The sequence below is a fragment of the Mesorhizobium sp. DxT genome (genome assembly GCF_058448885.1).
The window spans coordinates 1-25,538 of sequence record NZ_JBZFLJ010000011.1 but is presented as its reverse complement, the minus strand read 5'-3'; the positions used below and the strand labels follow the sequence as shown (position 1 = coordinate 25,538).

General features: G+C 63.6%; 24 protein-coding genes and 1 tRNA gene. 16 read left to right on the top strand and 9 right to left on the bottom strand.

Features of this window, described 5'->3' with window-relative positions; translation table 11 throughout:
- Positions 1-10: 10 nt before the first annotated feature.
- The 5 genes from ACVJNE_RS19190 to ACVJNE_RS19170 form a co-directional block, all read right to left on the bottom strand.
- Positions 11-982: an alpha/beta hydrolase family protein gene (locus ACVJNE_RS19190; RefSeq protein WP_499568188.1), complete on the bottom strand. Its 972-nt coding sequence runs from the start codon at positions 980-982 to the stop codon at positions 11-13.
- A gap of 329 nt (positions 983-1,311) precedes the next feature.
- A complete protein-coding gene (locus tag ACVJNE_RS19185) occupies positions 1,312-2,064 on the bottom strand; it encodes a putative zinc-binding metallopeptidase (RefSeq protein ID WP_499568185.1) in 753 nt (250 codons plus the stop codon).
- Between the two features lie 277 nt (positions 2,065-2,341).
- Entirely contained in the window at positions 2,342-3,604 is a 1,263-nt protein-coding gene (locus tag ACVJNE_RS19180; protein ID WP_499568183.1) for a DUF2254 domain-containing protein, read from the bottom strand.
- A 36-nt stretch (positions 3,605-3,640) separates the two neighbouring features.
- Positions 3,641-5,053, bottom strand: coding sequence for a dihydrolipoyl dehydrogenase (locus ACVJNE_RS19175; RefSeq protein ID WP_499568181.1), 1,413 nt, complete (start codon positions 5,051-5,053; stop codon positions 3,641-3,643).
- A gap of 4 nt (positions 5,054-5,057) precedes the next feature.
- Positions 5,058-5,435: a cupin domain-containing protein gene (locus tag ACVJNE_RS19170; protein WP_499568180.1), complete on the bottom strand. Its 378-nt coding sequence runs from the start codon at positions 5,433-5,435 to the stop codon at positions 5,058-5,060.
- A gap of 130 nt (positions 5,436-5,565) precedes the next feature.
- Here ACVJNE_RS19170 and ACVJNE_RS19165 point away from each other — a divergent pair, with 130 nt between their 5' ends.
- The 6 genes from ACVJNE_RS19165 (at position 5,566) to ACVJNE_RS19140 (ending at position 10,881) form a co-directional block, all read left to right on the top strand.
- Positions 5,566-5,853, top strand: coding sequence for a sll1863 family stress response protein (locus ACVJNE_RS19165; RefSeq protein WP_499568178.1), 288 nt, complete (start codon positions 5,566-5,568; stop codon positions 5,851-5,853).
- A 10-nt stretch (positions 5,854-5,863) separates the two neighbouring features.
- Complete coding sequence (locus ACVJNE_RS19160; RefSeq protein ID WP_499568176.1) at positions 5,864-6,316, top strand: sll1863 family stress response protein; 453 nt, start codon at positions 5,864-5,866, stop codon at positions 6,314-6,316.
- 75 nt (positions 6,317-6,391) lie between these two features.
- Positions 6,392-7,135, top strand: coding sequence for a ZIP family metal transporter (locus tag ACVJNE_RS19155; RefSeq protein WP_499568174.1), 744 nt, complete (start codon positions 6,392-6,394; stop codon positions 7,133-7,135).
- A gap of 22 nt (positions 7,136-7,157) precedes the next feature.
- Positions 7,158-8,027 (top strand): MBL fold metallo-hydrolase, encoded by an 870-nt coding sequence (locus ACVJNE_RS19150; protein ID WP_499568173.1) that lies wholly within the window; start codon positions 7,158-7,160, stop codon positions 8,025-8,027.
- A complete protein-coding gene (locus tag ACVJNE_RS19145) occupies positions 8,024-9,301 on the top strand; it encodes an MFS transporter (RefSeq protein WP_499568171.1) in 1,278 nt (425 codons plus the stop codon). The genes ACVJNE_RS19150 and ACVJNE_RS19145 overlap by 4 nt, the downstream gene beginning before the upstream one ends.
- Before the next feature lie 155 nt (positions 9,302-9,456).
- Complete coding sequence (locus ACVJNE_RS19140; protein WP_499568170.1) at positions 9,457-10,881, top strand: mechanosensitive ion channel domain-containing protein; 1,425 nt, start codon at positions 9,457-9,459, stop codon at positions 10,879-10,881.
- Between the two features lie 86 nt (positions 10,882-10,967).
- Here the strand turns inward: ACVJNE_RS19140 and ACVJNE_RS19135 are convergent, their stop codons facing one another.
- The 3 genes from ACVJNE_RS19135 to ACVJNE_RS19125 form a co-directional block, all read right to left on the bottom strand.
- Positions 10,968-11,867 carry a formate/nitrite transporter family protein gene (locus ACVJNE_RS19135; RefSeq protein WP_499568168.1) on the bottom strand — a complete coding sequence of 300 codons (900 nt, stop codon included), beginning with the start codon at positions 11,865-11,867 and terminating at the stop codon, positions 10,968-10,970.
- A complete protein-coding gene (locus ACVJNE_RS19130) occupies positions 11,864-12,643 on the bottom strand; it encodes an ion channel (RefSeq protein ID WP_499568166.1) in 780 nt (259 codons plus the stop codon). Before ACVJNE_RS19130 ends, ACVJNE_RS19135 begins: the two co-directional genes overlap by 4 nt.
- 130 nt (positions 12,644-12,773) lie before the next feature.
- A complete protein-coding gene (locus tag ACVJNE_RS19125; RefSeq protein WP_115395397.1) occupies positions 12,774-14,441 on the bottom strand; it encodes a BCCT family transporter in 1,668 nt (555 codons plus the stop codon).
- An 83-nt stretch (positions 14,442-14,524) separates the two neighbouring features.
- Here ACVJNE_RS19125 and ACVJNE_RS19120 point away from each other — a divergent pair, with 83 nt between their 5' ends.
- From ACVJNE_RS19120 to ACVJNE_RS19110, 3 genes are all read left to right on the top strand, one after another.
- Positions 14,525-15,358, top strand: coding sequence for a hypothetical protein (locus ACVJNE_RS19120; RefSeq protein ID WP_499568164.1), 834 nt, complete (start codon positions 14,525-14,527; stop codon positions 15,356-15,358).
- Positions 15,358-16,074: a M48 family metallopeptidase gene (locus tag ACVJNE_RS19115; protein ID WP_499568162.1), complete on the top strand. Its 717-nt coding sequence runs from the start codon at positions 15,358-15,360 to the stop codon at positions 16,072-16,074. Before ACVJNE_RS19120 ends, ACVJNE_RS19115 begins: the two co-directional genes overlap by 1 nt.
- A gap of 133 nt (positions 16,075-16,207) precedes the next feature.
- Positions 16,208-17,149, top strand: a complete 942-nt coding sequence (locus ACVJNE_RS19110; RefSeq protein WP_115379899.1) for a GIY-YIG nuclease family protein — start codon at positions 16,208-16,210, stop codon at positions 17,147-17,149.
- Positions 17,150-17,436: 287 nt separating this feature from the next.
- On the opposite strand, the gene ACVJNE_RS19105 is transcribed toward ACVJNE_RS19110, so the two are convergent.
- Positions 17,437-17,526, bottom strand: a tRNA-Ser gene (locus ACVJNE_RS19105).
- A 234-nt stretch (positions 17,527-17,760) separates the two neighbouring features.
- Here ACVJNE_RS19105 and ACVJNE_RS19100 point away from each other — a divergent pair.
- The 7 genes from ACVJNE_RS19100 to ACVJNE_RS19070 all read left to right on the top strand — a co-directional run bounded on the left by ACVJNE_RS19100 (position 17,761) and on the right by ACVJNE_RS19070 (position 25,345).
- A complete protein-coding gene (locus ACVJNE_RS19100) occupies positions 17,761-18,975 on the top strand; it encodes a septal ring lytic transglycosylase RlpA family protein (protein WP_499568160.1) in 1,215 nt (404 codons plus the stop codon).
- A 158-nt stretch (positions 18,976-19,133) separates the two neighbouring features.
- On the top strand, positions 19,134-20,297 hold the full coding sequence (locus ACVJNE_RS19095; RefSeq protein WP_499568158.1) for a D-alanyl-D-alanine carboxypeptidase family protein: 1,164 nt from the start codon (positions 19,134-19,136) through the stop codon (positions 20,295-20,297).
- A gap of 114 nt (positions 20,298-20,411) precedes the next feature.
- Entirely contained in the window at positions 20,412-21,074 is a 663-nt protein-coding gene (tmk, locus tag ACVJNE_RS19090; RefSeq protein ID WP_499568156.1) for a dTMP kinase, read from the top strand.
- A complete protein-coding gene (locus ACVJNE_RS19085; RefSeq protein WP_499568154.1) occupies positions 21,071-22,126 on the top strand; it encodes a DNA polymerase III subunit delta' in 1,056 nt (351 codons plus the stop codon). The genes tmk and ACVJNE_RS19085 overlap by 4 nt, the downstream gene beginning before the upstream one ends.
- Positions 22,127-22,191: 65 nt before the next feature.
- Entirely contained in the window at positions 22,192-23,742 is a 1,551-nt protein-coding gene (gene metG / locus ACVJNE_RS19080) for a methionine--tRNA ligase (RefSeq protein ID WP_499568152.1), read from the top strand.
- 10 nt (positions 23,743-23,752) lie between these two features.
- A complete protein-coding gene (locus tag ACVJNE_RS19075) occupies positions 23,753-24,532 on the top strand; it encodes a TatD family hydrolase (protein ID WP_499568150.1) in 780 nt (259 codons plus the stop codon).
- A gap of 3 nt (positions 24,533-24,535) precedes the next feature.
- Positions 24,536-25,345, top strand: a complete 810-nt coding sequence (locus ACVJNE_RS19070; protein WP_499568148.1) for an MBL fold metallo-hydrolase — start codon at positions 24,536-24,538, stop codon at positions 25,343-25,345.
- The last annotated feature ends 193 nt before the right edge of the window (positions 25,346-25,538 follow it).

Here is a 25,538-nt window from a genome sequence, read left to right as displayed (position 1 = left end):
CAGCCTCCGCCTATTCGCTGTGATCCCTCAGGAAGGATATGACCGCCTGTGCGGTCTCCAGATGGATGGATTCCCGTGTTTCGGCAGACACGCCGCAGATGGATGAATCTCCATCCTCCGCGGCCAGAATATCCGGCCCGGCGGGTGTGCAGATGGCGAAAGCATCAAAAATGGACGCGTCCGGTATGACGACGGATCGATCGGCTTGGTCGCCGCCGGCTGCCGCCTCGGGCGTTCCGAGATAAATCCGCAGCGCGCCAACGTCCTCAGCAATACTGCCCAATATGGCCGGATATTCCGGGTTTATGGCGATCACCGAGGTAACGCGGGGATCTCGTGCCAACCCTGCCAGACCTTCCTGACTAGTTTCAGACAGGGTTACACCCTGTGCAGCATACCACCCACAATCCGGCCCCTCAGATTCGCTGCCAGTAGCGCAAGAGCGCATATATTCGTCGACATCCATTTTCGCTCCGGCAACGGAGAGGGCAGCGGTAGCGCCAAGTGCAAAGCCCACGACGGAAACTTTGCTTTCGTCAATGCGTGGGCCCCATGTGGCGTCGGCCTGCACCAAATCAATGGCGCGGTGTATGTCCTGCGGTCTTTGCCATATTTCGTTCAACGCCATGGCCGCATTGTCCGGACGCGGGCCGTTGAGTTCGACCACAACATACCCCGCCTGCGCTATTGAAGAACTGAGCCAGGCACCGGAGTCGGTGGCGGATCGCAATCCTCCGTGTGAAACCACCACCAGAGGCAGCACGCCTTTCGGAAACTGGGCATCACGCGTGGCCGAAACCCCTTTGAAAACGGGATTCCCGCCAATGGTCGCGGACGCTTTTTCCTCGGATGGGTACCAGATCGACATGGAGAGCGGGCGCTCTTCCACCGAGGTGTCGTGAAGATAGGCAACTCCGGCCGCCGGTTCTGCAATGGAAGGTGTCGCAGCCAGGATAAGAACCAGAGAAAGACCAAATTTCATCACGCGCCCCCATGAGCAGACCAACAGATTTGGCTGTTGTATCATGTATTTACGACGATATGGCAATGACAGCGTTGTCTCACGCGGCGGTCTGCTCCCTTGGCGAGCCACCTGGGTCGAAAATCACCTGGTCCCGCTTTCCCGTGGATCATGGCGGCGCACAAGCACCGTCGAGCGCGGCGATCGGCGACACCTTGGATGGTGAAAATGGCAGTAATGGCTGTTGGCGGAGGGGATGGGTCTGATATCCAACCTTCTCCAGTCTAAATTATTGTTTTCACACATGCCCCGCACGCGACACGTTCGGCGATAGTATCTGGAAAGCAAGCTCAAGCGGGCTGGCCGAGCTTCAGCCACTTCTGAGCGAAAGCCAGCTTTTCAAGTACTGTGGAGGGTGTAACGAATGGGTAGAGATCGCTGACACCGAGCGCGCGATTCACATGATTGAGAGCGACGCCGATCTCCATCGCCGCGGTCAGAAGACGTGCGGCGTCTTCTTCCGCATAGGCATCATAGCCGGCTCCGGAAAATGCTTCCGAAGACAGGCGGGCCGCCGCGAAACTGTCGACCATGTCCACAAGGTGCAGTGCATGAGCCGCGCTTTCGGCCCAGTCCTCGTGCGGGTGCGCCGATGCGTAGGACGAGATATAGGCGTTTTCCCATCCCTCGGGCGGGCCTGCCTCGTAGTGCCTCATCAGGGCGGCACCGTAATCTGCGGTCTCGTCGCCGAAGAGCGCGTGAAAACCGTCCCTGAACGTCTCCGTAACTGCCAGACGCTCGAACAGGAAATGCGCGATCTCGTGGCGGAAATGACCCACCATCGTGCGGCAAGGCTCGCCCATCTCCTCGCGTCTGCGCACCCGCTCGGCGACATCGCTTTCGGCGAGGTTAGTCGTGACGAGGCCCGACGCGTGGCCCATTGTGATGTCGGCGGGTCCGGAGGCGGCGGCCTCTGACAGCATGTGGAATTCGGGGCGCGGACCTTGATCTTCCGGGCCGAACCAGCCCCACCGCCGCAGCCCCGCCAGCACCCGCCGCTTCGCCTTATCTGCCTTCGACCAGAGCAGCTGGTTGCTGGCCACGGAAATATCCGGGAGGACGGCCGTCAGCTCGTCAATCCTGTGTGGCCGCAGCCGGAACGGCCTGCTCGTCGAGCGGTACGCCACCCCACAGGCCGTGAGCCCGCAAGACTGCAACGACGATCCCAAGTGCTGCTGCAATCCCAGGAATGGCGGGCGCGTGACGGCGTTTTTGCTTTTCAATGTGCGCCTTTGGTGCCGATACATGTTCCTTCGATTTGGTTTCTGCAATCAGTTGGTCGGCTTGCGTATCTCGGTAAAGCCAAGCACGGACAAGGCGTCACGGCACGTGCCCATGAATTTCGATCGGATCGGGCGCGACGCTGCGGATGGCAGCCATTTCTGCCGGTAGAAGCGATGCGGCTTCGGCGCGCGCGATCGCCTCGCGTGACATCGCCATGCAGGCGGGCCCGAAGATGTCAGGCGCGCTCCCGTGCAATGCGGCCAACGCCTTCTGCAGTCTGATCTGGACCTCGGGCAGCGCTGCCCCGTCGCGCGCGATCGGACGAAAGGCATCCTCGATCACATCCTGCACAAGGATCGGAGGAACGTGAACCCGGTCGAACCGCACCTCGGCGTCGTCGCGCAGGCGCCACCGCGCCAGAAGCCGGACATGGCGGCCGATGATGTCGATCGCCGTGCCCGGATCGTTGACGGCCGGCGACAACGCGCGCGAGGCGATCTCGGTAAGAACGATGACGCCGAACCGCGGATCCTCGTCGAACTTCCGCGACGGCCCGATGGTGACGCCATGGCGCAGGTCGGCCAGCTGCCTGTCGTCGAGCGACGATGACTTCACCGACAGCAGTGGTGTGCCCGGCGCGACAAAACTGCCGGGCAGACGATGAAGAAACACATCGGCCTCAAGGCTTTCCCCGCAGTCCTGAAGCGCCTGCATGTCGACATGCTGGATGTAGCCGGTGTCTTCTGCACCGATGATCGCGGCTTCCGTGGGCGGCGCATCACGCAGCGGCCTGCCGCCGAGAAAGGGGTTTTCCAACCGCCGCATCAGAGCGTCGCAGGCTGCGCGCTCGACCCGGTCGAGGGTGTCGCCCATGCGACCGAACTGCATCAGGTGACCGATCCACCGGATCAGCGCGACGACGACGAGGCCGATCACCAGCACAGTGAACAGGAACACCACCACCTTGCCGGAGGTATCGTAGAAATCTGCGTGAAGCGCCACGAGGCCGACGAGCCCGAACAGAAAGGCGCCAAGAAACGTGGCCAGCACGTTTTGCGTCGTGCGATCCTCCTGCAGCAGCACCGTCGCGCGCGGTGTGGCCGACCCCGCAGCCGCGGCGAAGGCCGAAACCGCGATTGAAAGCGAGAAGGTCGTCACCGCCAGCATCGACGAGGTCAGGATGCCGAGGAGTTGCGACACCGCCTCGGAGCCGGTCTGCAGCGCAAGCGCGGGCGGCAGATACGGCGAAAGGACCCGGGCAAGGACAGCCGCGAGCAAGGCCAGGATCGCGAAACCGACGACGCGGACCCAGACATTCTTGAGGAACTCCCGAAGATACCAGGCATAGCGCGAGATCATGGCCCGTTCCGCCTTGTCTTGCGCGCCGCATGGGCGTCAATCAAGCGCATCATGGCCGATTGCCTTGCAGTCGGAGAGATCCGATCCGCCCGCGCCCGCCACGCCCTTGGCAAGGTCGCGCAGCGCGTTGCGCAGCCCTTCCTCGAGCACCGGGTGGTAGAATGGCATGGCCAGCATGTCGGCGACCGTCATGTGCTGCTCCACGGCAAGCGCCAGCAGATGCGCCAGGTGTTCGCCACCCGGCACGCACATCTCGGCGGCCAGCAGGCGTCCGGTCTCGCGCTCGGCATGGATGCGCAACAGGCCGGCGGCGGTCTGCGCCATGCTAGCGCGCGCCTGTTTCGAGAAATCCGCACTGCCGGTCGCGATGTCCGCGTCGCCCAGCTCCGACAGCGGCGAGCCAACGCGCGCCACCTGAGGGGACGAGAACACGATGGACAGCGGGGCGCGTCGGCACAGCCCGGCGCTGCCTGCGTCCGGCGCGGCCATGCGGCCGGCGATATGACCTTCGTCCGCGGCCTCGTGCAGCAGCGGGCGATACCCGTTCGCGTCGCCGGTCAGGAACACGGGCAGATCGCCGATGCGCAAGCTGGCGGGATCGACCTCTGGCATGCCGTTATCGCCGAGCGATACGCCGAGCGTCTCCAGCCCCAGACCGTCGATATTCGGTCTGCGCCCCATCGCCGCCAGAACTGCGTCGGCCTCGAAACACCCTTGCGCGCCGGTGACCCGGATCGCGCCGCCCGCATCCTCAAGCTCCGCCGGGGCGCCGAGATGCAGCGCGATTTCGGCCGCGATCAGCGGGCGGAACGCGGCCAGCACCTGCGGATCGTCGATGCCCGCCAGCGCCTCGACCGCGTCGAACCCCGCCACTTCCAGCCCCAGCCGGGCCAGCGCCTGAGCGATCTCGACCCCGATGGCGCCCATGCCGATGACGGCGATGCGGCGCGGCAGGTCCGTCTGTTCGAACAGCGTGTCGGTGGTCAGGATACGGTCGCCGAAGTCGCGCCACGGGCCTGGCACGACGGGGCTGCTGCCGGGGGCGAGGATGATCGCGCGCGCCTCGATCGTATCGCCGTTCACCTCCAGCCGCCCGGGGCCAAGCAGGCGCGCCCGCCCCGCGATGGCGCGCTTGCCCAGCTTTTCGGGCACCGCTTCCGGCCCCTTCACAAACTGGTCGCGCATCTTGCGCACCCGTGCCAGCACCGCGGGTATGTCCGCGCGCAGCCCCTCCGCGCCCCGAATCCCGAACTCATCCAGACTGGTGCGGCGATGATAGGCGTTCGCCGCCTCGATCAGCGCCTTGGACGGCATGCAGCCCACCGCGGCGCAGGTCGTGCCCCAATGGCCGTCGTTCACCAGCAGGAAGTCGTCGGTGTAACGCCGCACCTCGCGCAGGGCCGACAGCCCCGCGCTCCCCGCGCCCACGATAACGGTATCGACCTTCACCGGCTCACTCGTCCGCGTCGGCTTCGGCCTTGGTGGCGTGCTCGGTGCCGGGTTCATGCTCGGGCGGGCTGTAGGTGGTGAAGAGCTTCAGCATCCCTGACCCGGTGTTGCGGAAGTTGTGGAACTGGCCCGAGGGCACGATGCTGACATCGCCATCGGCGATTTCGGTCTCGGTCTCGCCGATCTTCGCCACGCCGGACCCGGCGACGAAGTAGAGCAACTGGTCGTGCCCGTCGTGCACCTCGCCGCCGATCTCGCCGCCCTCGGGGATAGCCATCAGCACAAGCTGCGTCTTGTCGCCGGTCCAGAGAACCTTGCGGAACTCGTCGTTCGCGCGGGCAAGCTCGACGACGGGCAGTGTAAGTTTCGTGGTCTCGGACATGGTGCGGCCTCCTCGTGCCATGATTTTATCCATCTGGTCGGGACTTAGCCTACTATTCCACCAGCAGGCAATCGGATAACTTTTGACCGCGTGCATATGCACGCCCCCTCAACAGGAAGGAATCGCTCCGATGTCCGAACGGGACCAGTATATCGAAAAAGCCAAGGCGAAGATCGATCAATGGAACGCCGAGATCGACAAGATGAAGGCGCAGGTCGACGAGGCCGAAGCCGACGCGAAGATCGAGGCGCAGAAGCAGCTCGACGAGGCCCGCGCGCAGCGTGACGAGGCCGAGGCCAAGCTGAAGGAGCTGCGCGAGGCCAGCGACGACGCCTGGGACGACATGAAGGCGGGCTTCGACAAGGCCTGGGACAGCATCTCGGGCGCCTTCGACAGCGCCATGGCCCGCTTCAAGTGAGGAAATGCCGATGACCTTCCTCGATACTCTGCGGGCGGCAGGGCTCGCAGCTCTGCTCGCCATGCCCGCCGCGGCGCAGGACTCGGACGCGCTGACCACCGCCGACGAGGTCCGCGCGGAAATCTCCGACGCGATGGACGCCATCGCGGCCTATTCGGAGCAGGAGCGCGACCAGGCGCTGGCCGAGGCGCGCGAGGCACTCAACCGTCTCGACGCCGAGATCGAGCGGCGCGAGCAGGCCCTGCGTGAGAACTGGTCGGAGATGTCTGACGCCGCGCGCGAGACCGCCGAGGCGCGGCTGCGCGACCTGCGGCAGACGCGCAACCGCCTCGGCGAGCGCTACGGTGCGCTGGAGTCCGGCGCGAGCAGCGCCTGGGACGAACTGAAGACCGGCTTCTCCGACGCCTGGGGAGCTTTTTCAGAAGCGTGGAGCGCGGCAGACGACGACGCCTCCAACAACTGACCGTCCTTCCCACGCCGCCCGCGCAAGGATCGCGGGCAGCGAAGGGTCGGACCGAAGCATTTCTGTAGACTCAGCATGGACACAGCCCTCTGGATCGTGGTCGCCGCGGCGGGTCTCACCGCGATCATGACCGGCGCGGGCGCGCTGCCTTTCCTGTTCGTCAGGAAGGTTGGCGACCGGACGATGGGCTGGTCGAACGCCGCCGCCGCCGGGCTGATGCTGGCCGCCAGCCACAGCCTGATCGCCGAAGGCGTGTCGCTCGACATCACGCTGACGCTGGTGGGCGTGCTTGCGGGGCTGGGCGCGATCGTTCTGGCCGACCGGTTGCTCGCGGGCGCGGGCGACGTGGAAGTGGCCGACTTGCAGGGCGCGGGCGCCGCGAAGGCGCTCTTGATCCTCGGCATCATGACGGCGCATTCCTTTGCCGAAGGCGTGGGCGTCGGCGTGTCCTTCGCCGGCTCCGAGGGGCTCGGCACCTACATCACCACGGCCATCGCCTTCCACAACGTGCCCGAGGGGCTGGCAATTGCGCTGGTGCTGGTGCCGCGCGGCTCACCCGTCTGGAAGGCCGCGCTCTGGGCGATCTTCACCAGCCTGCCGCAGCCGATCATGGCCGCGCCCGCCTATCTCTTCGTCGAAACCTTCCGACCCTTTCTGCCTGTTGGCCTTGGCCTCGCCGCCGGCGCGATGATCTGGATGGTGTTTTCGGAACTTTACCCCGACGCGCTGGAAAAGGTTCGCCACGGATCGGCGGCGACCGCCGTGACGCTGGCCTTCTCGGCCATGATGGCCTTCCAGATGCTTGTCCTTGCCCACTGAGCAGAAAATCGAGGTAAATCGCATGTCTCCCATCGTCCGCGCCTTCTTCGACCGGCCCACCGGAAGCCTGCAATACGTCTTCCACTGCCCGGAGACGAAGAAGGCCGCCATCGTCGATCCGGTCTGGAATTTCTACCCCGAGGCCGGCGCCGTCACGACCGAAAGCGCCGACGAGATCCTCGCCTATGTAAAGGCCGAAGGTCTGGAGGTGGTCTGGGTGCTAGACACGCACCCCCATGCCGATCACTTCAGCGCGGCGCCTTACCTGTCGAGGCAAATCGGTGCACCGACCGCCATCGGCGAGAAGGTGACGGACGTTCAGAAGCTGTGGCGCGACCTCTATCACCTCGGCGACGATGTACCGACCGATGGCTCGCAATGGGACCGTCTGTTCGCGGAAGGCGACGAGTTCATGGTGGGCGAAATCCCCGTGCGGGTCATGTTTTCGCCCGGTCACACGCTGGCCTCGATCACCTATGTTGCGGGCGACGCGGCCTTCGTGCACGACACGCTCATGATGCCCGAGAGCGGCACCAGCCGGGCGGATTTTCCCGGCGGCAGCACCGAGGATCTGTGGAATTCTATTCGCGCGATCCTCGACCTGCCGGGCGGCACGCGGCTTTACATCGGCCACGACTATCCGGCTGAGGACGCGGCGCCCGACTACATGGCGACGGTCGCGGAGCATCGCCTGCGCAACCGCCATGTCAAGGACGGGATCGGCAAGGCCGAGTTCATCGCCACCCGCGACGCGCGCGACGCGACCCTGCCGCTGCCGGAGCGCATGCTGGCGGCGCTTCAGGTGAACATCCGTGGCGGGCGGCTGCCCGAGGCCGAGGCGGACGGGCACAGCTACCTCAAGATCCCCGTCGGAAAGTTCGAGCCCCGATGAGCGATCCTGTCAAATCCGCCTTCGGCGCGATCACCGGCGCGCAGACCGCGCAGATCGAGCCTGGCGAGGCGCGCAACGGGGTCGTGCATGTGGTGTCGTTGACCCTGACCAAGACGGCGGACGCGCTGATCGACCCCAAGCTGGTCCTGTCCTGGCTGCTGACGGCCCTGTCGGCGCCGGGCGCGATGGTCGGGCTTCTGGTGCCCGTGCGCGAGGCGGGCGCGCTCCTGCCGCAACTGGCGCTGGCCCGTCGCGTCGAGGCGAGCCCGCAGCGCAAGCGGTTCTGGGCGGTGGGCAGCGCGGTGCAGGGATTGGCCGCGCTCTGCATCGCGGCCGCCGCGCTGCTGCTGTCGGGCGCCGTGGCGGGCGCGGTGATCCTTGGCTGTCTCGCGGTTCTGGCGATCGCACGCTCGGCCGCGTCCGTCAGCTACAAGGACGCGCTGGCGCGCACCATCACCAAGACGCGGCGCGGCGCGATCACCGGACTTGCTGCCTCGGTCGCGTCTGTCTCGGTATTTGGCGTGGGGCTATTGATGGCCTCCGGGCTCTTCGAGGTGGCGGTGGCCCCGCTGGCGGCGATCATCGCGGTGGCCGGCGCGGCGTTCCTGCTTGCCTCCGCCATCTTCATGACGCTGCGCGAGCCCGAAAAAGCGCCCGATACAGAGGGTGACGACGGATCGCTGGCGGCCCTGATCGACCCGATCATGACCGACGCCCAGTTGCGCCTGTTTGTCGGCGCGCGGGCGGCGCTGGCCGTCACCGCGCTGGCGCCGCCCTTCATCGTCATGCTGTCGGCGGCCTCGGGGCGCAGCGCGCTCGACCAACTGGGGCCACTGGTGATGGCCTCGACCGCGGCTTCGGTACTGGCGTCCTATGTCTGGGGGCGGCTGTCGGACCGCTCCAGCCGCCAGACGCTGATGGCTGCGGGCGCCCTCGGAGCACTTGTCTTCGCGGTGGTGGGCGGCGTGGGCCTCGCGCTCGGCGGGCTTGGCGGCGCGTTTGGCGCCGCAGGGGCGATCTTTGCCGCCCAGATCGCCTATGAGGGGGTGCGCGCGGGCCGCAAGCTGCACCTGACGGACATGGCCGAGGACGCCTTCCGCGCCCGCTATACGGCGCTCTCGAACACGCTGATCGGGGCGGCGCTTCTGGCGGGCGGGCTGTTCGGGATCGCGGCGGACCGCTTCGGCCCCGCGCCGGTCCTGCTCGGCTTCGCCGTCATCGCGGCGCTGGGTGCGATCCTCGCCCGAGGCCTCGATGAGGTGCAAAACGAATGACCCCGCCAGTCGCATTGCGAATGGGCCTAACAAGGCTGCTCGCGTCAAGATTAAGTCTGGCAGACAAGCGGCTGTGGTCGCTGATATTGTCCTTCGGGTTGAAGCCGTGCGCCACGCGACTTGGTGTTCCTCGGGATTTTGGGATGGAGTGTACGATGTCGGCCCACATTCGTTTGTCCAATATCGTCAGACCGCTCGCGATCCTTGCGATCTTCATGCTGACCCTGGCCGGCACAGCGGTGGAGGCACAGACTGTTCCAGCCGACGACGATGCGACAACAGCCGACACCGGCAGGGAAATCTCCGTCGCGCCTGAAGCCCGCGATACGCAGATCGCGGATCGTCTGACAAGCATTCTGGAGGCCAGCGGCTGGTTTGATCCCCTTTCCGTTTCCGTGCGTCAGGGCATCGTGTTTCTCGACGGACAGACGGAGACCGACGAGCGTCGGGAATGGGCACAACAACTCGCCTTACGCACGCAGGACGTGGTTGCCGTGGTCAACCGCATAGCGGTGCAGCGCCCGATCAGTTGGGACCTGACCCCGACCTGGCGCGAACTGGAGCGGCTGGTCGATCGGGCGCAATGGTTCGCGCCCCTGACGGTCGTTTCGATCCTGATCCTGATCGTTTTTTGGATGTTATCCCGCGGCGCGGCCGCCCTGACGCGGCGACTGCTGCACCGCCGGATGACATCACCCTTGCTGGTGGACATCGCGGCGCGGGGCATCGCCTTACCCGTCTTCCTGATCGGATTGTATCTTGTCTTGCAGATAGCCGGGCTGACCCGGCTAGCCGTGACGGTGCTGGGCGGCACCGGTCTTGTCGGTATTATTGTTGGCCTCGCGTTCCGCGAGATTGCCGAGAACTCGCTGGCAAGTATCCTGTTGAGCGCGCGCAACCCGTTCCGGACCGGCGACTGGATCAAGATTGGTGAGTATCAGGGGATTGTTCAGAATCTGAACATGCGCACGACAATCCTTTTGACACTGGACGGCAACCACATCCAGATCCCCAACTCAGTGGTGTTCAAGAGTGTTGTCACGAACTTCTCCAGCAATCCAAACCGGCGCGCCGAATTCACAGTCGGAATCGGCTACGACAATTCGATCGTGCAGGCTCAGGATCTCATCATTGCGATCCTGAACGCGCACCCCGCCGTCCTTGCTGAGCCCGAACCCGCTGCCATCGTCGACGAGCTGGGACCATCGACAGTGGACCTAAGGGTGCAGTTCTGGTTCGACGGCAAATCCTATTCGCTCTTCAAGGTCCGCTCGTCCGTCATGCGCCAGATCAAGCGCGCACTTCAGGACGCAGGCATCTCGATGCCAGCACCCGTCCATGAAGTGATCTTTCCCGAAGGGGTGCCGTTGCAGCGGATCCCCTTCGCGGCAGACGCGGCGGATGACACGTCGCGTGCTGCCATTCCGGACGACACGGCCGAAGCCGCCACTGTCTCCTCTGGCGAGGGTGACCTCAAATCCGAGGAAAGCGATCTGAAGCAACAGGCCGAGGTGTCCGACCTGCCCGAATCCGTGACCAACCTGCTGTCACCGAACAATCACCACCCCGACAAACCCTGACGAACCGGAGAGCGTGGAGCGTTTTCGTCGATGTCTGGATCGTCCGTCCTGCAAGCAGTCCGGGCGGGGGGGATTGCTTCGGCCCGTCAGATCTCCTCGCGCACCTGTGCATAAGTCAGCGCCGCGAAGATGCCCGTGCCGCCTAGAACGTTTCCGGCGAGCGCCGGAAGGATACCGCCGAAGACCGCCGGAGCAAACCCAAGCTCTCCGCCCATGACGAGCACAAACAGCTCGGTCGAGCCCGCCACCACGTGCGACATGCCGCCCAACCCGATGATATACGTGATGATCACGATCATCAGCACTTCGCCGGCGCTCTCCATCCGCGGCAAGATCCAGACCAGCGCGGCGATCAGGAATCCCGCAGGAATGCCCCAGGCGAAATGCTCGAACGGTGTGGCTTCTGCATAGTGGTGCGAAATGGCGACAATGCCCTCGAACCGTGCATCGGGCAGGATGTGCCCGTGCACCAGAACCAGCGCCGCAGCCAGACAGCCCGCCATGTTGGCCGCGAACACGATCCCCCACAGCCGCGCGGTCTGCGCGAAGTTCGACCGCGTCGGCGCGAGAAACAGCGGCAGGATCGGCGTGATCGTGTTCTCGGTGAACAGCTGCATCCGGCCGAGGATCACGATGAGAAACCCCACCGTGTAGCCGAGGTTGGTGACGCCCGCCGCCCAGTCGGCGTGGGGCAGGATCGACGCGAGAAACCCCTTGGCCAGCACCGAAGTGCTGATCGCCAGCCCCGCGGCGACGCCCGACCACCAGAGCGCGCTCAGCGGGCGAGACAGCTCGTGCTCCCCCTCGCGGCGGATCGCCTCGAAAATCACCGACGTCGGGACGTTCGAATATTCGTCGGCTTGTTTTTCTTCGTTTGGGTCGAGATCGGCTTCTTTGGACATGTGCTTTCTTTCATAATGCCCGGCCTTCACGTCCAGGGCGCAGCAGCCTTGCGGCCCGTGATCGGGCGAGACCGGGGCGCTCATGCCCCCGTCTCGCCCTCCGTTTCGATCTTGAGCGGCTCGCCGCAATGCTTGCAGTGGATCGCATCCGGCTCGTGCCGCTTCAGACCGCATTCCGGGCACTTATATTTGATCTTGGACGGCTGGAAGATGGCGCGTGCAAGCTGCACGAAAAGCGCCACGCCCACGACCATGATGAATACCGACAGCAGCTTGCCGCCCGGCGTCGTCATGGTGATGTCGCCGAAGCCTGTGGTCGTCAGCGTCGCCACCGTGAAGTAAAGCGCGTCGATGTAGCCCGCCACGCCGGCCGCCTCGTCGAAGGTCAGCACGAAAACGACCGACGTGGTCACGAAGATGAAGACGAACAGGTTGACAGCCGCCAGGATCGCATCCTCGTGACGGCGGAAGATCAGGCTTTCGCTGCGCAGGTCGCGCAGCAGATGGTAGGAGCGGATCAATCGGAGCCCGCGCAGAACGCGCAGGAACCCGAGGTTTTCGGCCAGAAACGGCGCCAGCAGCAGCGATGTGACAACGATCAGATCGGCGATGGTATGGACTTGCAGCAATTCGCGACGTCGGTTGGGGGCGATCCACATCCGGGCTGCGAAATCCAGCAAGATGACGATGCCCAGAACCGCGTTCAGTGCCATGATGGTCGGTGTCGCTGGCAGGGCAGCGGTCGCGATGAAATAGACGATGCTGGCCGCATCGAACGCAATCAGCCCGTAGCGAAAGCGGCGGGCGCTTTCGCTCGTGCCGGTGTAGAGAAGCCTGACGGCGCGATGAAACTGTTCCATGAACTCAGCATAAACCGGGTGTGCCGACGAACGCGCGGCCCGACCGCCGAAAAACGCACCGCCATCGACCGCGCCGCGCGGCATGGTCGCAAAGGCCGGCAGGGCGACCCAAAGCCGCCCTGCCGATGTGTCAGCGCGGTTCGCTCATCAGGCCGCGCACGATGGAATAGCACGCGCCCAGCAGCACGATGGTGAAGGGCAGCCCGGTCGAGACCGCCATCGCCTGCAACGCCACAAGACCGCCGCCCAGCAGCAGCGCGATGGCTACAAGGCCTTCGAAACTGGCCCAGAACACCCGCTGCGGTGTAGGGGCATTGACCTTGCCGCCCGCCGCGATGGTGTCGATCACCAGCGAGCCGGAGTCCGAGGAGGTGACGAAGAACACCACCACCAGGATGATGCCGATCAGCGATGTCAGCCCGGTCAGGGGCAGCTGGGTCAGCATCTCGAACAGTTTCAGTTCCAGCGCCGCGTCCTGCACCCCGGTGAAGCCGTCATTCACCACCTGCCCGATCGCGGTGCCGCCCATCGCGGTCATCCACAGCACTGAAAGCACAGTCGGAACGATCAGCACCGCGATCAGGAATTCGCGCACCGTCCGGCCGCGGCTGACGCGGGCGATGAACATGCCCACGAAGGGCGACCAGCTGATCCACCACGCCCAGTAGAAGGCCGTCCAACCCGACGTGAAGTTCGCGTCCTCACGCCCGAAGGGCATCGAAAGCGCCGGCAGGTATTCCCCGTAGGCCACGAGGTTGGAGAAGAACCCGGAGGCGATTTCCATCGTCGGGCCAAAACCGATCACGAAGATCAGCAAGATCGCCGCCAGCGCCATGTTGAGTTCCGACAGCCGTTTGACGCCCGCATCCAGGCCCGCCACCACCGACACCAGCGCCAGTGCCGTGATGACGATGATCAGCGTGACCAGCATGGGGTTGGCGGTCGAGGTGCCGAACAGGAAGTTCAGGCCCGCAGCCGATTGCTGCGCGCCGATCCCCAGCGATGTGGCAAGACCGAAGATCGTCGAGAAGATCGCGAGGATGTCGATGACATTGCCCGGCCAGCCCCAGACCTTTTCTCCGAAGATCGGGTAGAAGCAGGAGCGCAAGGTCAGCGGCAGGCCTTTGTTGTAGGCAAAGAGCGACAGGGCCAGCGCCACGACGGCGTAGATCGCCCAAGGATGCAGGCCCCAGTGAAAGATCGTGGCCGCCATGCCAAGGCGCGCGGCCTCGGCGGTATCGCCCTCGGCCCCGCCCAGCGGCGCCCAGTCGGTGCGCAGGCCGTCTTCGCCGACGCTGATGCCGCCCATGGCGGACCCGAAATGGCTCATCGGTTCGGAGACGCCGTAGAACATCAGCCCGATACCCATGCCTGCTGCAAACAGCATCGAGAACCAGCCGACATAGCCATAGGACGGCGTCGCGTCGGGGCCGCCGAGGCGCACCTTGCCAAGCGGCGACACGATCAGGAACAGGCAAAGCAGCACGAAGATGTTGCCCGACAGCAGGAAGAACCAGTCGAGATTGCCGGTCAGCCAATCGCGAACGTTCAGGAACACCGGCTCCAGCGCGGTCTGGTAGGCCATCGTGAGGAACGTGAAGGCCACGATCCCCAACGCCGAAACGGTGAACACGACCTGGTGAATGTCGAATTCAAGCTTCCAGGAACTGGCGATGTTATCCTGTCCAATCTCGAAGTCGGTCTCGATGATTTCGGTTTCGCCTTCAGGTTCGGGGATGGGCTCGACCTCGGGCTGATCGTCCGGTTCCATTTCGTTGTTTTTGGTATTTTCAGTCATTTTATTTTCATCCTGTAGAGCAGTTTCTTCATTATTTCTGCGGCGATGCTGCGAACCCAAACGCGCTCAGTGAGACCGAGCCGTTGCGGGTTTCGTTCTACAAGGCGGTGGCGGTCTTTGTTCGAGCCTTTGCTGCCATCGCGCAGGACCTCACCGAAGCCGGATACTCTGACGCCGACGCGGCCGCCTTGCAGAAGGAAGCGGAGTTCTACGGCGAGATCCGCTCAGCCATCAAGAAGCACTCGGGCGAGGAGCTCGACATCAAGCCTTACGAAGCGGATATGCGGCATCTGCTAAACACCTATGTCCAAGCCGACCCGGCGGCCGACCTGGGGGAGCTGGACCAGCTCCCGCTGACCGAGCTCATCATCGAGACGGGAATCCACGACGCAATTGCGCGAAAGCTCAACGAGAAGGGCAAGCTCACGAAGAATGCCATTGCCGAGGGGATCATCAACAACGTCCGCAAAACAATCATCCGGGACCAGCTCACCGATCCCCGATTCTACGATCAGATGTCGAAGCTTTTGGACGATCTGATCAAGCAGAGCCGGGCAGACGCAGCCGCCTATGAGGAGTTCCTCCGCAAGGCGGAAGAGCTGGTTAAGAGGCTGGCTTCAAAGCAACCCGACGCTGGCGTTCCTTCAGCGCTGCATGGCAAACGGGAAGCGACGGTCGTCTTCAACAACCTCGCATCGATATCGGCCTCAACATTCCAGTGCCCTGCAAATGACGATGACAAGGCCGCACTGGCCCTGCGGATCGATCTGGCCGTTAGGGAGCGCGCACCCGCGGGATGGAAGGGCGACCAGGCACGCGAGGCGCAGGTACTCAACGCCCTGTTTCCCATTCTTGACCGCGACCGCGATGCCACGTTGGCGCTGTTCGAAATCATCAAGAATCAGCCGGGTTACTGATGACGGAAACGATCCAGCTCGGCGACATTACCATCGCGATGACCCGAAAGGACATCAAAAACGTCCATCTGTCGGTGCATCCGCCGAGCGGGCGGGTCACACTTGTTGCGCCTCTGGCGACCCGCCCGGAAGTGGCCCGGGCCTATGCTGCATCCAAGATTGGCTGGATCCGGGACCAGCAGGCGAAATTGCTCGGGCAGGCCCGGGAAACACCGCGCCAATTTGTCGAGCGAGAAAGCCACTATCTGTGGGGACGGCGCTACCTACTTTCCATTGTTGAGAAGGACATAAAGCCTTTCGTTCGGCTGGACCATCGTAGGATCACACTCACGGTACGTCCCGGAAGCTCGCCCGCAAAGCGGGAAGAGGTCATGCAGGAGTGGCATCGGTCACTGCTACATGAAGCTATCCCTCCGCTGATACGAAAGTGGGAAGCGAAGCTCGGCGTCGAGGTCGCCGGCTATTTCCTCCAGCGCATGAAGACGAAATGGGGCGGGTGCAACCCTCGCCAGCGCAATATTCGCCTCAACACCGAGCTGGTGAAGAAGCCGAAAGACCTGCTGGAATATGTTGTCCTGCACGAGATGGTCCACCTCATCGAACCGAAGCACAGCGAACGCTTCGTAGCAAAGATGACGGAGTATTACCCGACATGGCGAGATGCTCGCGCAGAGCTCAATGAACTGCCCTTGGCGGCAGAGGTTTGGTTAGAATGACTTACCTGCGCCATGTACGTTGGATTTTCCGCCCTGTGGTTGGGCCGGATACTAATCGACGACTGAGAAGAGTTTTTGGGCGCGCCGCCTCCACCGAGTTTTTGTTACCACCCTTGCATGAAAAAGGGGCGGAATGAACAAGCCTCGCTCGATAAACATTTTCCTTCTTGATGGTGATCCAAACGGCATTCGGGTGGCGCAAATCTCGATGTCGACGATCCAGGCGATAGCCTTCCGCCGCAACCAGCTTCGACGGGTTCGCGAAGCTTTTCCAGAGATCGAGCGGCCGGGCGTATATATCCTCATCGGCAACGACGAAGACGTTCAAGACCGACAGCTTGCATACATCGGCGAGTCCGAAGGCATCGGCGCTCGCCTGTCGTATCACAACTCAAATGAGGCCGGGCGAGACGCCAAGGGTTTCTGGATCGATACTGTGATCCTCATCAGCAAGGACGAGAACCTGACCAAGAGCCACGCTCGCTATGTCGAGGCTTGCCTGATCCGCGGCGTTGGGAGCAATCCGCGCTGGACCATCCCCAACTCGCGGACACCGTCCGACGACGCCGGCAAGCTGCCTCTGCCCGACCGCGCCGCGATGGAGGAGTTCGTGGATCAGACAAAAACGCTAGTCGGTGCGCTTGGTTGGGATCTGTTCCGTGAAATTCGCGGGCGAACGCCAGATCCGATGTTGGAGCGGGATCTGCCTAAGGCTAGCGCCCATGAGAGCCCCCGGTTTTTCTTTCGCGGCGAGGGGTTCACGGCTGATATGGAAATTGGGCCATCCGGGGACTTTGTCGTTGCAGCCGGATCGAAGGCGAGAGTTCGAACGACGCGAACGATTCCGAGAGGCACAGTTACCCTCAGGAACACCCTCATAGAGAAGGGCGTCCTTCGCGAAGAAGGTGATTTCCTCATCTTCACGAGCGACTACAGCTTCACGTCCGCATCTGCCGCAGCTGCGACCGTCATCGGCGCGAGCGCAAACGGCCGAATTCTCTGGAAGCTTCCCGATGGACGCACCTACGCGGACTGGGAGACGAGCCAAGACGTATCGAACGGGACTTCCAGCTGACATTCATCAGAGAATGGTCCAGGCGTTCGATTTCTGTTCCATAGCGGCGAATGCCACTGAAATCGAAGTGATTAGCTGTGCCAGTCAAAAATTGACATATTTTCAGTCACTTGGATAGAATTGACTAAATCCGCGCAGGCAACAGGTCCGGAGAATATCGGCCCCGAGAGACCGCTTCGGGGCCTCGCGGCGGCACGGCCAGTGCTCAGCCCCTCCCGCATAACCCTCGAAAACAACGGAAAAATCCGACCGCAGCCGGATCGGGAGAACGCTTTCGCTAGGGCAAGTGGCGGAGGGAGTGGGATTCGAACCCACGGAGACATCGCTGCCTCGCCGGTTTTCAAGACCGGTGCCTTAAACCGCTCGGCCATCCCTCCGGTGCGACGTGTATGCGTCAGGCGGCCGACCAATTCAAGCGGCAAGCGGCTTGGCGTCGTTTGATCAGCGAATGCCATAATCTTGCCCGTATCCCGTCACAATCGGTTAACATGGTAATAAGCATTGCATGCGCAATTTGCGCGAGGGTGTCATCACGCATCGTAATCGGGTAAACCACCGCATCGGCGGGGTTTCGAGGAGGCGGTGTGGTTTCGCATGAGGGGTTCGGGACGTTGACAAGCAAGGCATCTGCGCCCGCAGGGCATACGGCGCGCGGCGTTGGCCTCGTCACGATTACCGTCACATCCATGATGCTTGCGGCGTGCTCGACGTCCGGGCCGCAGACGGCGTCGGCAAAGCGCACCTCGACCAAGGAATATTTCGCTGAATCGGAATACGGGGTGAAGGCCAGCCCCAGAGTGTCGATGAAGCGCTCCGGACTGCCGCGCGGCGGCGGGCGCGAACAGGTCGGCAAGCCCTACAAGGTCAAGGGCAAGTGGTATCATCCCAAGGAAGACCCGGACTACCGCAATTCCGGCATGGCATCCTGGTATGGGGACGCCTTTCACGGCCGGCTCACTGCCAATGGCGAAGTCTATGACATGACGCACCTGACAGCGGCACATCCGACGATGCCGCTGCCCAGCTATGCGCGCGTTACCAATAGGGCGAATGGCTCGTCGGTGATCGTTCGCGTCAACGATCGCGGCCCGTTCGCGCATGGCCGCATCATAGACCTGTCGCGCCGAGCCGCCGAATTGCTCGACTACACGCAGAAGGGCGTGGCGAAAGTTGAGGTCGAATATGTCGGGCGCGCGCCACTCGACGGACAGGATGACGCTTTCCTGATGGCATCCTACAAGCCGGGCGGTGTCGGGCCCGACCCGTCCGATGGCCTGCCCACCGGCGTGATGATTGCCATGAATGGACCGACCCCTACGGTTTCTGCCGCGGCCGCGCCGGTTTTCCCGGGTCAGCAGGCATCCCAGGCGCCCGTGGCGGCTGCGCCTGGCGATCCTATCTTGCCTGATTTCGGTCCTATCGCGCCAGAAAGACCTGGCGTCGGGCTCGCAAGGCGTCTCGGTACCGGGCAGCCCACCGAAGCGCTGGCCTATGCCGACGAGCGCGTGAAGCGCGCAGCCCAGGTGGTCGCCGACTTCGCCGGCAGCGCGCCCGACAATGCCGCGCTCCTGGCCGCGCTCAACAAGCGCTATACGGCGGCTTCCGCCCCCTCGGAATATGTCGCGGTCGGCACGTATGCCAGCCAGGCCGAAGCCGGAACGATGGCGCGTGCGCTCGAGGCAGCCGGCAAGGCTACCATCGAAACCGACTGGAGCGGCGACGGGTTTGCCCTCAGCCTGCGCTCGGATGGCCGGGTTTCAACCGACAGCCTGCTCAGGGCTGCATGGGCGGCAGGCGCCAGCGACGCGATGACGGTACGCGAGTAGGGCGCAAGCGCCATCTTCCAGGGCAGAGTATGATGAGCGGCATTGCGGCCCGCCCGTCGGCGGTCGACACGGCTGCATCTCGCGCCGGCAGAGCGGTTCCCATGGAATGGCCCATGCTTTAGTTTCGGGGCTTCAAGGGCTGGTTCGGGGTTATTGGAATGGTGAGGCTCGCGCGTTTTCGCGTTTATGTTCTAGGGCTTTCGTTGCTTCTGGCTGCATGTGCTGGGGCACAGGCACAGCTCTTCGAGACCAGGGCCAAACAGGCATTCATGATCGATGCCGACACCGGCACGGTTCTTTATGCCAAAGACGCTGACGCGCTGTTCCCGCCCGCTTCCCTTGCCAAACTCATGACCATGGAAGTGGTGTTCAACGCCATCAAGCTCGGTCGGCTGACGCTCGATGACGAATTTCTGGTGTCCGAGAACGCCTGGCGTACCGGCGGCGCACCGTCCAGAACGTCCACCATGTTTGCCGAACTTGGCTCGTCTATCCGGCTGGAAGACCTGATCCAGGGCGTGATCGTGCAATCAGCCAATGACGGCTGCATCATCATCGCCGAAGGCATGGCGGGTTCGGAGGAGAATTTCGCCCAGCTGATGACGGAGCGGGCACGCGAGATCGGTCTGGAGAAGTCCGTGTTTCGCAACTCGACCGGCTTGCCGGCCGACGGCCAGGTGGTCACGGCACGCGAACTCGTTCTGCTGGCCCAGCACATCTGGCGCGAATATCCCGAATTCTACCGCTACTACAGCCAGACCGAATTCACCTGGAACAAGATCCTCCAACGCAACCGCAATCCGTTGCTTGGGCTGAACATCGGCGCCGACGGTCTCAAGACGGGTTTTACCGAAGAGTCAGGCTATGCGATCGTCGGTTCCGTGCGTCGCGACGGGCGTCGGCTGTTCGCCGCACTGAGTGGCATGGAGAGCGACAACCAGCGCGCGGAGGAATCGCGACGCATCCTCGACTGGGGCATGCGCTCGTTCGAAAAACTCGATCTCTACGAGGCCGGTGAGGTGGTCGGCGAGGCCAAGACCTTCGGGGGCGAGAAGGGCGGAGTGGCGCTGCGTGCAGACGGGCCCATCTCGATCTTCGTGCCGATCACAAATCGCGACAGGCTGATCGCGCGGATCGTCTATGAGGGGCCGGTCGTCGCACCGGTGGAAGAGGGCGCCCAAATCGGCACGCTCAAGGTCTGGATCGGCGATACGATGAGCCAGGAGACACCGCTCTTTGCCGCCGAGAGCGTGGGGACCGGTGCTCTCCACCAACGCGCGCTCGATGCAGTCGAAGAGCTGCTGGTCGGCTGGCTGCGCTAGGTGTCGTTCCGGGCACTGGCCAATGGATATTCCCGCGTGCGTGGCCTATGTGAGGACGCAAAGGCGGAGTCGGCGGTGTGTTGCCGATCCAAGACCAACGGCTGAAAGGCGGACGTGGCGCGCGGTATCTTCATAACCTTCGAGGGCGGGGAGGGGGCCGGGAAATCGACCCAGATCGTCACGCTGGCACAGGCGTTGCGAGGCACCGGTCTGGAGGTTCTGGTGACGCGCGAGCCAGGCGGCTCGCCTGGTGCAGAGGCCGTACGTCACGTGCTTTTGTCCGGCGCGGCGGAACCGTTCGGCCCAGGCATGGAGGCGTTGCTGTTCGCAGCGGCGCGTTCCGACCATGTCGAGCAGGTGATACGCCCGGCGGTGGCGCGCGGTGCGGTGGTGCTGTGCGACCGCTTCATGGATTCCAGCCGCGTCTACCAGGGGGTGACCGGCAATCTCGATGCCGGTTTCATGCGAGCACTGGAGAAAGTCGCAATCAATGGCATGGTGCCGGACTTGACGATCATTCTCGACCTCGATGCCGAAGAAGGGTTGCGTCGGGCCACAGCGCGGCGTGGAAGCGATGGCGCGGACCGCTATGAAAAGGAAACGCTGGAGGTTCACCGGCGGCGGCGCGAGGCGTTCCTGGACATAGCCAGGGCCGAGCCGGAGCGCTGTGTGGTGATCGACGCTGGGCAATCGCCGCAAGATGTTGCCGCCGCAATCGCCGAGGCGGTTCACCCCCTCGTATTGCGTAGCGAGATGGCGGAGGAGGGCGCTGCATGAGCTTCGAGCGCCTCGCCCCGGAACAGTTCGACACCATCCCCGGCATCGCCGAGCCTGCGGAGAACCCGCTGCTGGTCGGCCATGACGAGGCGATGGTGCAGGTCGCCTCCGCCTACCGCGCGGGCAAGCTGCACCATGCCCTGCTTCTTGCCGGACCGCCCGGCATCGGCAAGGCCACCTTCGCGTTCCATCTCGCCCAGCACCTGCTGTCAAACACGGTAGCCGCCGATGCGCCACCGCGGTTCTCGCAGCGTGACCCATCGTCGCCGCTGTTCCGCCAGATTGCGCAAGGGTCGCATCCGGCGGTGCTGCACCTGACGCGGCCCGTCAACGACAAGACCAAGGGTTTCAAATCCGTGGTGACCGTCGACGAGATTCGCAAGATCAACCGCTTCCTGTCGATGACCGCGCATGACGGCGCGTACCGCATCGCCATCGTCGATCCTGCCGATGACATGAACACCAATGCGGCCAATGCCTTGCTCAAGAATCTTGAGGAGCCGCCGCCGCGCACGCTCTTCATCCTGATTGCGCATTCGCTGGGTAGCCTGCTGCCAACGATCCGCTCGCGCTGCCAGACGATCAAGTTCAAGCCGCTGGAGCCGGCAGCGCTGTTGCAGGTGCTGGACGCGTCGCAGACCACCGTGCCGGAGGATGAAGCGGGCCGTGCGGCGCTGGCGACCCGGGTAGGGGGGAGTGTGCGCGATGCGCTGCTGCTGACCGAGTATGGCGGGCTCGACATCGCCGATGCGGTGTCCGGTGTTCTCCGCTCTCGGCCTTATGCCTATGGCGACGCATGGCGCGTGGCCGAGGCGGTCAGCGGTCGCGATGCAGCCGTCCAGTTCTCCATCTTCAACCAGCATGCACTGGAAGCAATCGCAGAACAGGCCAGGGGCGCGGCGCTGGCCGGCGACAGCGCCCGTGCAGACGGCCTTGCGGAGCTGTGGCGCGAGGCTGAGCAGGCCATTGAAGAGACCGAGACCTACAATCTCGACAAGAAGCAGCATGTCAGCGGGCTGCTCCAGCGAATGTGGCGGGCCGCCAATCCCTGAACCGGGATAGCCATTGCCTTTGCGATGCGCTATCTGACCGCCAGAAACCGATCGCCGGACCTCCCATGCCAAGCCAGACCTATTACATCACGACTGCCATTTCCTATCCGAACGGCAAACCGCATATCGGCCATGCCTACGAGCTGATCGCGACCGACGCGCTTGCGCGTTTCCAGCGTCACGACGGCAAGGACGTGTTCTTCCTGACCGGAACCGACGAGCACGGCATCAAGATGTACCAGACCGCGCGCAAGGAAGGCGTGTCGACGCGCGAGCTGGCCGACCGCAATGCGGCCGAGTTCAAGCGCATGGCTGAAGCGCTCGGCGCATCCAACGACGACTTCATCCGCACCACCGAAGAACGCCATTACCGCTCCTCCCAGGCGATCTGGAAGGCGATGGCGGATAACGGCGACATCTACAAGGGCGGTTATGCCGGCTGGTATTCGGTGCGCGACGAAGCCTATTACGACGAGGACGAGGTCGAGCTGCGAGACGACGGCGTGCGTTACGGCCCGCAGGGCACACCCGTCGAGTGGGTGGAGGAGGAGAGCTATTTCTTCCGCCTGTCGGCTTATGGCGACCGGCTGCTCAAGCTTTATGAGGAACGCCCCGACTTCATCGGCCCGGTCGAGCGCCGCAACGAGATCGTCAGCTTCGTCAGGTCCGGCCTGAAGGACCTGTCGATCTCGCGCACGACCTTCGACTGGGGCATTCCGGTGCCTGGCGACGAGAAACACGTGATGTATGTGTGGGTAGACGCGCTTACAAACTACATTACGGGCGTCGGTTATCCCGATGAAAACGCTGATCTTTGGCGCTTCTGGCCGGCTGACCTTCATGTCATCGGCAAGGACATCACGCGCTTCCACACGATCTACTGGCCGGCGTTCCTGATGTCGGCCGGGATCGAGCTGCCGAAGCGCGTCTTCGGTCACGGGTTCGTTTTCAACCGCGGTGAGAAGATGTCCAAATCGGTCGGCAACGTGATCGATCCCTTTGCGCTCGTCGACCATTACGGGCTCGACCAGGTGCGCTACTTCCTGCTGCGCGAAGTGCCGTTCGGCCAGGACGGTAACTACAGTCACGACGCGATCGTGAACCGTACCAATGCCGATCTTGCCAACGATCTTGGCAACCTGGCGCAGCGCTCGCTGTCGATGATCGCCAAGAACTGCGGCGGCGTGGTGCCGCAGAAAGGCGGGCTGCAGGACGTCGATACCGCGATGTTGGCGATGGCGGACGATGCGCTTGCAACAGCCCGCAAGGCGATGGGCGTGCAGGCGATCCACCAGGCGCTGGCGGCGGTGTTCGCAGTCGTTGCGGAGGCCAACCGCTATTTCGCAGGACAGGAGCCTTGGGCGCTGCGCAAGACGGATCCCGCGCGCATGGAAACTGTTCTGTGGACCACGGCCGAAACCGTGCGCCGCGTGGCGATCCTCTGCCAGCCCTATGTGCCGGGTTCGGCAGCCAAGCTGCTGGACCTGCTTGCCGTGCCGGCGGACCAGCGTGACTTCGCGCATCTGGCGGACGCGTTCGCGCTGACGTCGGGCGACGCATTGCCTGCGCCGCAGCCGATTTTCCCGCGCTATGTCGAGCCGGAAACCGCAGCCTGAGCGACCGCAAATGCTTGTCGACAGCCACTGCCATCTGGACTTTCCGGATTTCGCCGAGGAGCGCGACGCGATCGTGTCGCGCGCGCTTGAAACCGGCATCGGGCGGATGGTGACGATCTCGACACGCGTGAAGAAGTTCCCACAGGTGCTGGCGATAGCCGAGGCCTATGAGCAGGTCTATTGCTCGGTCGGCACGCATCCGCACAATGCCGCGGAAGAGCTTGACGTGACGGCCGACGAACTCGTGCGGCTGGCACAGCATCCGAAGGTCGTCGCCATCGGCGAAGCGGGGCTCGACTACTTTTACGACCACGCACCGCGCGACGCCCAGGCGAAGGGCTTCCGCACACACATCGCTGCGGCGCGCATCACCGGCCTGCCGCTGGTGATCCATGCGCGCGACGCCGACGCCGACGTCGCGGCAATCCTGGAGGACGAGATGGGGAAGGGGGCCTTCCCTTTCGTTCTCCACTGCTTTTCCTCTGGCCGAGGGCTGGCGGAAGCGGGCGTTGCGCTCGGTGGCTACGTGTCTTTCTCCGGCATTCTCACATTCAAACGCTCGGACGAGCTGCGGGAGATCGCTGCAAGCGTCCCGCGCGACAGGCTTCTGGTGGAAACGGACGCGCCTTATCTTGCGCCGCAGCCATTTCGCGGCAAGCGCAACGAACCGGCTTATGTGAAGGAGACGGCGGCGGTCCTTGGGAAGGCCATCGGGGTTGCGGATGAAGAGATCGCCGAAATCACCACGGACAATTTCTTCCGCCTGTTTTCCAAGATGCCGCGGCCGTAAGACATGGCCGATCGCCTGCGCCTCGTCATCACCGGATGCGGCTCGTCGCCAGGCACGCCGCGCATCGTCGGTGATTGGGGCAATTGCGATCCCTCCAATCCCAAGAGCCGCCGACGGCGTGCGGCGGCGCTCGTCGAGCGTATTTCAGAATCTGGTGAAGTAACGCGCGTCGCGATCGACACCGGGCCGGATTTCCGCGAGCAGATGCTGGATGCGGGTGCGACGCATCTCGACGCTGTCGTCTATACGCACCCGCATGCCGACCATATCCACGGCATCGACGATTTGCGCGGCTACTTCCTGGTGCAGCGCCATCGCATCGACATCCACGCAGACAAGCCAACGCTCGAAAGGCTGCGCGACGCGTTCGGCTATTGCTTCGAGACGCCGCCCGGCAGTTCCTATCCGCCCATCGTCACACCGCACGTGATCGCCCACGACACGCCGTTCACCATCGACGGCGCCGGCGGACCGATCACGTTCCTGCCGCTCACACTGGTGCATGGAGACATCCTGTCGCTCGGCTTCCGCATCGGCGGGCTCGCTTATTGTTCCGATGTCAGCGACTTTCCCGAGGAAACCGCGACCCAGCTCGAAGGCCTCGAGGTGCTGGTGGTCGACGCGCTGCAATACCGACCGCATCCGAGCCATCTGTCGCTGGGCCAAGCGCTTGAGTGGATCGAACGCCTGCAGCCGCAGCGCGCGGTGCTGACGCATATGCATATCCCGCTGGACTATGAGGCGGTGCGCGCCGAGACGCCCGCCAATGTGGAGCCTGCGTTTGATGGCATGGTGATCGAGATTTCGGCCTGAAGCCTTTGATCGGGTTTTGCTTTCGGGCTGGAGGTGTGCAATCCCCCATATCAGCATAAGTTCCATAATCCATCTTATGCGACTTTTGCTTGTGGGGGGGTGGGTTCTAATTCGAAGTGCGACTTTGTAGCGATACCAATGGCTTATCGCATGCAAGGAACCACCCATGAAACGCACGTACTCCCAAATCGAT

Bases quoted from the DNA above. Each gene is read 5' to 3' on its own strand.
- ACVJNE_RS19190 (WP_499568188.1), bottom strand. From the start codon at position 982: ATGAAATTTGGTCTTTCTCTGGTTCTTATCCTGGCTGCGACACCTTCC.
- ACVJNE_RS19180 (WP_499568183.1), bottom strand. From the start codon at position 3,604: ATGATCTCGCGCTATGCCTGGTATCTTCGGGAGTTCCTCAAGAATGTC.
- ACVJNE_RS19170 (WP_499568180.1), bottom strand. From the start codon at position 5,435: ATGTCCGAGACCACGAAACTTACACTGCCCGTCGTCGAGCTTGCCCGC.
- ACVJNE_RS19165 (WP_499568178.1), top strand. From the start codon at position 5,566: ATGTCCGAACGGGACCAGTATATCGAAAAAGCCAAGGCGAAGATCGAT.
- ACVJNE_RS19160 (WP_499568176.1), top strand. From the start codon at position 5,864: ATGACCTTCCTCGATACTCTGCGGGCGGCAGGGCTCGCAGCTCTGCTC.
- ACVJNE_RS19155 (WP_499568174.1), top strand. From the start codon at position 6,392: ATGGACACAGCCCTCTGGATCGTGGTCGCCGCGGCGGGTCTCACCGCG.
- ACVJNE_RS19150 (WP_499568173.1), top strand. From the start codon at position 7,158: ATGTCTCCCATCGTCCGCGCCTTCTTCGACCGGCCCACCGGAAGCCTG.
- ACVJNE_RS19145 (WP_499568171.1), top strand. From the start codon at position 8,024: ATGAGCGATCCTGTCAAATCCGCCTTCGGCGCGATCACCGGCGCGCAG.
- ACVJNE_RS19140 (WP_499568170.1), top strand. From the start codon at position 9,457: ATGTCGGCCCACATTCGTTTGTCCAATATCGTCAGACCGCTCGCGATC.
- ACVJNE_RS19135 (WP_499568168.1), bottom strand. From the start codon at position 11,867: ATGAGCGCCCCGGTCTCGCCCGATCACGGGCCGCAAGGCTGCTGCGCC.
- ACVJNE_RS19130 (WP_499568166.1), bottom strand. From the start codon at position 12,643: ATGGAACAGTTTCATCGCGCCGTCAGGCTTCTCTACACCGGCACGAGC.
- ACVJNE_RS19125 (WP_115395397.1), bottom strand. From the start codon at position 14,441: ATGACTGAAAATACCAAAAACAACGAAATGGAACCGGACGATCAGCCC.
- ACVJNE_RS19115 (WP_499568162.1), top strand. From the start codon at position 15,358: ATGACGGAAACGATCCAGCTCGGCGACATTACCATCGCGATGACCCGA.
- ACVJNE_RS19110 (WP_115379899.1), top strand. From the start codon at position 16,208: ATGAACAAGCCTCGCTCGATAAACATTTTCCTTCTTGATGGTGATCCA.
- ACVJNE_RS19095 (WP_499568158.1), top strand. From the start codon at position 19,134: ATGGTGAGGCTCGCGCGTTTTCGCGTTTATGTTCTAGGGCTTTCGTTG.
- ACVJNE_RS19085 (WP_499568154.1), top strand. From the start codon at position 21,071: ATGAGCTTCGAGCGCCTCGCCCCGGAACAGTTCGACACCATCCCCGGC.
- metG (WP_499568152.1), top strand. From the start codon at position 22,192: ATGCCAAGCCAGACCTATTACATCACGACTGCCATTTCCTATCCGAAC.
- ACVJNE_RS19075 (WP_499568150.1), top strand. From the start codon at position 23,753: ATGCTTGTCGACAGCCACTGCCATCTGGACTTTCCGGATTTCGCCGAG.
- ACVJNE_RS19070 (WP_499568148.1), top strand. From the start codon at position 24,536: ATGGCCGATCGCCTGCGCCTCGTCATCACCGGATGCGGCTCGTCGCCA.